Origin of the sequence: Bacillus sp. FF-1, from assembly GCF_028548245.1 — a bacterium.
Taxonomy (GTDB): domain Bacteria; phylum Bacillota; class Bacilli; order Bacillales; family Bacillaceae_G; genus Bacillus_A; species Bacillus_A paranthracis.
The window spans coordinates 365,373-371,372 of sequence record NZ_JAQQGG010000005.1 but is presented as its reverse complement, the minus strand read 5'-3'; the positions used below and the strand labels follow the sequence as shown (position 1 = coordinate 371,372).

Here is a 6,000-nt window from a genome sequence, read left to right as displayed (position 1 = left end):
CCGTCCGCCGCTAACTTCATAAGAGCAAGCTCTTAATCCATTCGCTCGACTTGCATGTATTAGGCACGCCGCCAGCGTTCATCCTGAGCCAGGATCAAACTCTCCAATAAAGTTAGTTTGTCTAGCATCTAAAATAAAAATTGACGTTTCACGTTGTTTGTTTCGTTTAGTTTTCAAAGTTCAACATCGCGTTTCAGCGACTTTTATAATATATCATAGTATATTATTTTCGTCAACAAGTTTTTTCGATAACTTATATCTCTCATTTGCTGACTCTGCCTATTATATAGGCTTTCCCTTCCCTATGCAAGTATTATTATAAAAAAATAAAGAGGGGAGATATCTCCCCTCTTATTCTTCTGAAGAAACCTCTTCACTCGTTTCTTCCTCATCATCTTTTTGTGCTTTTGCTACTGTCGCTACCTCTTGCTCATCCTCTAATCGAATTAGACGAACACCTTGTGTATTACGTCCCATTTGAGAGATTTGATCAACTGGCATACGAATAATAACACCCGCTGCTGTAATTAACATAATATCTTCTTCACCTGTTACAGATTTAACAGCTACTAATTTCCCGTTTTTATCTGTAATATTACAAGTCTTCAGACCTTTACCACCACGGCTTTGCAAGCGATATTCATCAATCGGCGTACGTTTTCCATAACCATTTTTCGTTACAATTAAAACATTTACATCCTCTTCGACAATTTCCATACCTACAACTTGATCTTCTTCACCTAATGTAATTGCTTTTACACCAGCCGCGTTACGTCCCATAGAACGCACATCTTGCTCGTTAAAACGAATTAACATACCATTGCTTGTTCCTACAATAATATCCTTATCACCAGATGTTAAACGTACAGATATTACTTCATCCTCTTCACGAAGAGAGATTGCAATTAAACCATTCGTACGGATATTTGCAAATGATGAAAGTGGTGTTCTCTTAGAGATACCTTGTTTTGTTGTGAAGAATAAGAATTCATCGTCACCAAATTCACGAATTGGAATAATGGCGTTAATCCATTCGCCCTTATCTACACCTAATAGGTTAATAATAGGTATACCTTTCGCTGTACGACTATACTCTGGGATTTCATATCCTTTCGTACGGTATACTTTCCCCTTATTAGTGAAGAATAGAATATGATCATGCGTAGAAGTAGTTAATAAATGCTCGACGAAATCATCATCATTTGTCCCCATTCCTTGCACACCACGTCCACCACGGTTCTGTGTTTTATACGTGGAAGCTGGTAACCTCTTAATATAACCATTATGAGTTAACGTAATGGCGATATTTTGTTCTGGAATCAAGTCTTCATCTTCAATAGACTCCATACCACCAATTGTAATTTCTGTGCGTCTCTTATCATTGAAGCGCTCTTTTACTTCCGTTAATTCTTCACGAATAATCTCAAGAACCTTTTCTTCATCTGCTAAGATTGCTTTTAATTCAGCGATTAACTTCATTAAGTCCTGATATTCTTGTTCAATCTTTTCGCGTTCTAAACCTGTTAAACGTTGCAAACGCATATCTAAAATAGCTTGCGCTTGTTTTTCACTTAAGCCGAAACGTTCCATTAAACCTTGCTTTGCAATTTCCGCTGTTTTCGAACTACGAATTAATGTAATAACTTCATCCAGATGGTCTAAGGCAATTCGTAATCCTTCTAAAATATGAGCACGCGCTTCTGCTTTTTCTAGTTCATAAGCTGTACGTCTACGAATTACTACCTTTTGATGTTCCAAGTAATGATATAAATTTTGTTTTAAGTTCAGCACTTGTGGCTCTCCATTTACAAGAGACAGCATGTTAATACCGAAACTCGTTTGAAGTGCTGTATGTTTATATAAGTTATTTAATAATACATTAGCATTGGCATCACGACGTACTTCCATAACAATACGCATACCATTTCGATCTGATTCATCACGTAAATCTGTAATACCTTCAATTTTCTTATCGCGAACTAATTCTGCAATTTTTTCAATTAATCGCGCCTTATTTACTTGATAAGGTAGTTCCGTTACGATAATAGATTGTTTGCCATTTGACTTCTCTTCAATTTCAACTTTAGCACGAAGTATAATAGAACCGCGTCCTGTTTCATACGCTCTACGAATACCACTTCTTCCTAAAATTAAACCTGCCGTCGGGAAATCTGGTCCTGGAATGCACTCCATTAATTCTGCAATAGTAATATCAGGATTATGACTTAATGCCAATACCCCATCAATTACTTCGCCAAGTTGATGCGGCGGAATATTCGTTGCCATACCAACTGCAATACCTGTCGTACCATTTACTAGTAAGTTAGGAAAACGCGCTGGTAATACAATTGGCTCTCTTTCAGAACCATCATAGTTATCTTGATAATCAATCGTATTTTTTGAAATATCACGTATTAACTCCATAGAAATCTTAGACATTCTTGCTTCTGTATAACGCATTGCTGCTGCTGAATCTCCATCGACAGATCCAAAGTTACCATGCCCATCAACAAGCATATAACGTTGACTGAAATCTTGCGCCATACGTACCATTGTTTCATAAACAGCTGAATCACCATGAGGGTGATACTTACCAATTACTTCACCAACAATACGTGCTGATTTCTTATACGCTTTATCAGCCGTAATTCCTAAATCATTCATCGCATATAAAACCCTACGATGCACAGGTTTTAATCCATCACGAACATCTGGTAATGCACGAGATACGATAACACTCATTGCGTAATCTAAAAATGAGGTACGCATTTCATGACTAATATTAATTTCTCGAATTCGTGCTTGTTGTTGATTGTCTGACATCAACGAGCACCTCCTCTTACATTTCCGTTACACATACATTGATTTATATGTAGAAGACAGGAATACTCAGATTCCTGTCATTACTCATTTAAATATCAAGGTTTTTCACGTATTTTGCATTTTCTTGGATAAAGTTACGACGTGGCTCTACTTTATCCCCCATTAAAATTTCAAATGTTTCATCTGCTTCAATTGCATCTTGAAGGGAAACTTGAAGTAATGAACGCACTTCTGGGTCCATTGTCGTTTCCCAAAGCTGAGCTGGATTCATTTCTCCTAAACCTTTGTAACGTTGGATCCCGGGTTTAGGTTGAGCTGGTAATTCAGCTAAAATCTTTTCAAGCTCTTTCTCATTATAAGCATATTGAATTTTTTTACCTTGTTGTATTTTAAACAACGGTGGCTGTGCAATATAGATATAACCATGTTCAATAATTTGACGCATATAACGATAGAAGAACGTTAATAATAGGGTACGAATATGCGCACCATCTACGTCGGCATCCGTCATAATAATAACTTTATGATAACGAGCTTTCTCAATATCAAAATCGCCGCCAATGTTCGTACCAATTGCAGTAATAATTGTACGCACTTCATCGTTAGATAAAATTTTATCCAATCTTGCTTTTTCAACGTTAATAATTTTACCTTTTAGCGGTAAAATCGCTTGGAAGTGACGATCACGCCCTTGTTTTGCTGATCCACCGGCAGAGTCACCCTCTACAATGTAAATTTCACTAATTGCTGGATCTTTCGAAGAGCAATCTGCTAATTTACCAGGTAAACTTGAAACTTCTAATGCGCTCTTGCGGCGTGTCAATTCACGTGCTTTTTTCGCTGCAACACGTGCACGTGCTGCCATCGTACCTTTTTCTACGATTTTTCGTGCAACATTCGGGTTTTCTAGTAAGAACTTTTCAAATGCCTCTGAAAACACAGACTCTGTAATCGTTCTTGCTTCACTATTCCCAAGTTTCGTCTTCGTTTGTCCTTCAAATTGTGGGTTTGGATGTTTAATTGATACAATTGCAGTTAAACCTTCACGAACATCCTCACCCGTTAAGTTACTGTCTGCATCTTTTAAAATACTATTTTTACGTCCATAATCGTTAATCACACGAGTTAAAGCTGTTTTAAACCCTACTTCATGTGTTCCACCTTCATACGTATGAATGTTATTCGTAAATGAGTAAATATTATTTGTATATCCTTCGTTATACTGTAAGGAAACCTCAACTTGAATACCATCTTTTGATCCTTCTACATATACAGGTTCTTCATGGATTGGTTGTTTTGAGCGATTTAAATGCTCGACGTATGATTTAATTCCACCTTCATAATGGAATTCTTTCTTTTGCTTATGTTCACGTTTATCTTCAATTGTTAATTTAATATTACGATTTAAAAATGCTAATTCACGCATACGAGTTGCGAGCGTATCAAATTCGTATACTGTTGTTTCCTGAAAAATTTCTGGATCTGGTTTAAATCGAGTTATCGTTCCTGTTTGATCTGTGTCACCAATGACTTTTAAATCCGCAACCGGAATACCTCTTTCGTATTTTTGATAATGGATTTTACCTTCACGATGTACAAATACCTCTAGTTCTGTTGATAGGGCATTTACTACAGATGCCCCAACACCATGCAAACCACCAGAAACTTTATAACCGCCGCCGCCAAACTTACCACCAGCATGAAGAACGGTCATAATAACCTCTACAGCAGGACGTCCCATTTTTTCTTGTATACCAACTGGAATACCACGTCCATTATCCGTTACACGAATACTATTATCTTCTTCGATACTAACGTTAATTTCATCACAGTAACCTGCAAGTGCTTCATCAATACTATTATCGACGATTTCCCATACAAGATGGTGAAGTCCTTTTCCGCTTGTAGATCCAATATACATACCAGGGCGTTTTCGAACTGCTTCTAGCCCTTCAAGTACCTGTATTTGACTTTCATCATATGAATTTTCTTGCATTTGCTTTTGTTCCATTGACACAAAGATCACCTACTTTTCCATTTAAACAGGGATTACGCCCTATCTATTTCACAATCTACCGTGCCGTTCGTTACATGAATTGTTTTCGCTTCTTTTAATGTTTCGTGTTCAATTCCGTCGACACTCGTCGTTGTCACAAATGTTTGCACTTTTCCTTGAATTGTATTTAACAGATGCGATTGACGATAATCATCTAATTCTGATAATACATCATCCAATAGAAGAATCGGATATTCTTTAACTTCTGAGTAAATCAATTCAATTTCAGCTAATTTTAGGGACAGTGCGGTCGTTCGTTGTTGTCCTTGCGAACCAAAGACTTGAACATTTTTACTATTAACGAAGAATTGTAAATCATCACGATGAGGACCAATTAAAGTCGTACCACGGAAAATTTCACGTTGTTTCACGGATTGAAAACTTTCATAGTATACTTCTTTTATTTTCGACAAATCCATTGATTCTGATACATCTACACTCGGTTTATAGACAATTTCTAATTCTTCTAACCCACGGCTTATACCACGATGAATTGGAGCTGCCCATTCTTGTAGTAAATGCAAAAATTCAAAGCGTTTTTGCAAAATTTTTGTACCATGCTCAATAAGTTGAAGTGTAAATACATCCAACATCGTTTCCTCATTCTTACTATTCCCTTGCATCTTTTTTAGCAAGTGATTTCGTTGTGTGAGCACCTTTTGATATTGACTCAATTCATACAAATAGACCGGAGCTATTTGGCCTAATTCCATATCTAAAAAGCGTCTTCTTACTTGAGGGCTTCCTTTTACAAGATTTAAATCTTCTGGGGCAAACATGACAACATTCATCACGCCAATATATTGACTCAATTTTTGTTGTTCAAGTTGATTTAATTTTGCCTTTTTACCTTTTTTCGAGATATTTAATTCCAAAGACAAAGAACTATTTCTCTTTTGTAGCTTTCCTTTAATTTGACCGAAATCTTCATCCCAACGGATAAGTTCGCGATCATTAGAGGTTCTATGAGATTTCGCCATCGCTAAAACATAAATAGCTTCCATCAAATTCGTTTTCCCTTGCGCATTCTCGCCGATAATTACATTTACCTTATCTTCAAAGGAAAGCTCTAACTTTTCATAATTGCGATAGTTTTTTAATTGTATTTCTGAAATAAACAA

At 36.6% G+C, this 6,000-nt stretch carries 3 protein-coding genes and 1 rRNA gene; all 4 read right to left on the bottom strand.

The window, feature by feature from the left end; genetic code table 11:
• Positions 1-110: ribosomal RNA gene (locus PQF83_RS19210) — 16S ribosomal RNA — on the bottom strand; the annotation flags it as partial.
• A gap of 241 nt (positions 111-351) precedes the next feature.
• A complete protein-coding gene (gyrA, locus tag PQF83_RS19205; protein ID WP_001282851.1) occupies positions 352-2,823 on the bottom strand; it encodes a DNA gyrase subunit A in 2,472 nt (823 codons plus the stop codon).
• A gap of 88 nt (positions 2,824-2,911) precedes the next feature.
• Complete coding sequence (gyrB, locus tag PQF83_RS19200; RefSeq protein WP_000435990.1) at positions 2,912-4,834, bottom strand: DNA topoisomerase (ATP-hydrolyzing) subunit B; 1,923 nt, start codon at positions 4,832-4,834, stop codon at positions 2,912-2,914.
• A 38-nt stretch (positions 4,835-4,872) separates the two neighbouring features.
• Positions 4,873-6,000, bottom strand: a complete 1,128-nt coding sequence (gene recF / locus PQF83_RS19195; protein ID WP_000470750.1) for a DNA replication/repair protein RecF — start codon at positions 5,998-6,000, stop codon at positions 4,873-4,875.

What these genes read in the sequence shown, in the direction of transcription:
- gyrA (WP_001282851.1), bottom strand. Translation starts at nt 2,823, where the DNA reads ATGTCAGACAATCAACAACAAGCACGAATTCGAGAAATTAATATTAGT.
- gyrB (WP_000435990.1), bottom strand. Translation starts at nt 4,834, where the DNA reads ATGGAACAAAAGCAAATGCAAGAAAATTCATATGATGAAAGTCAAATA.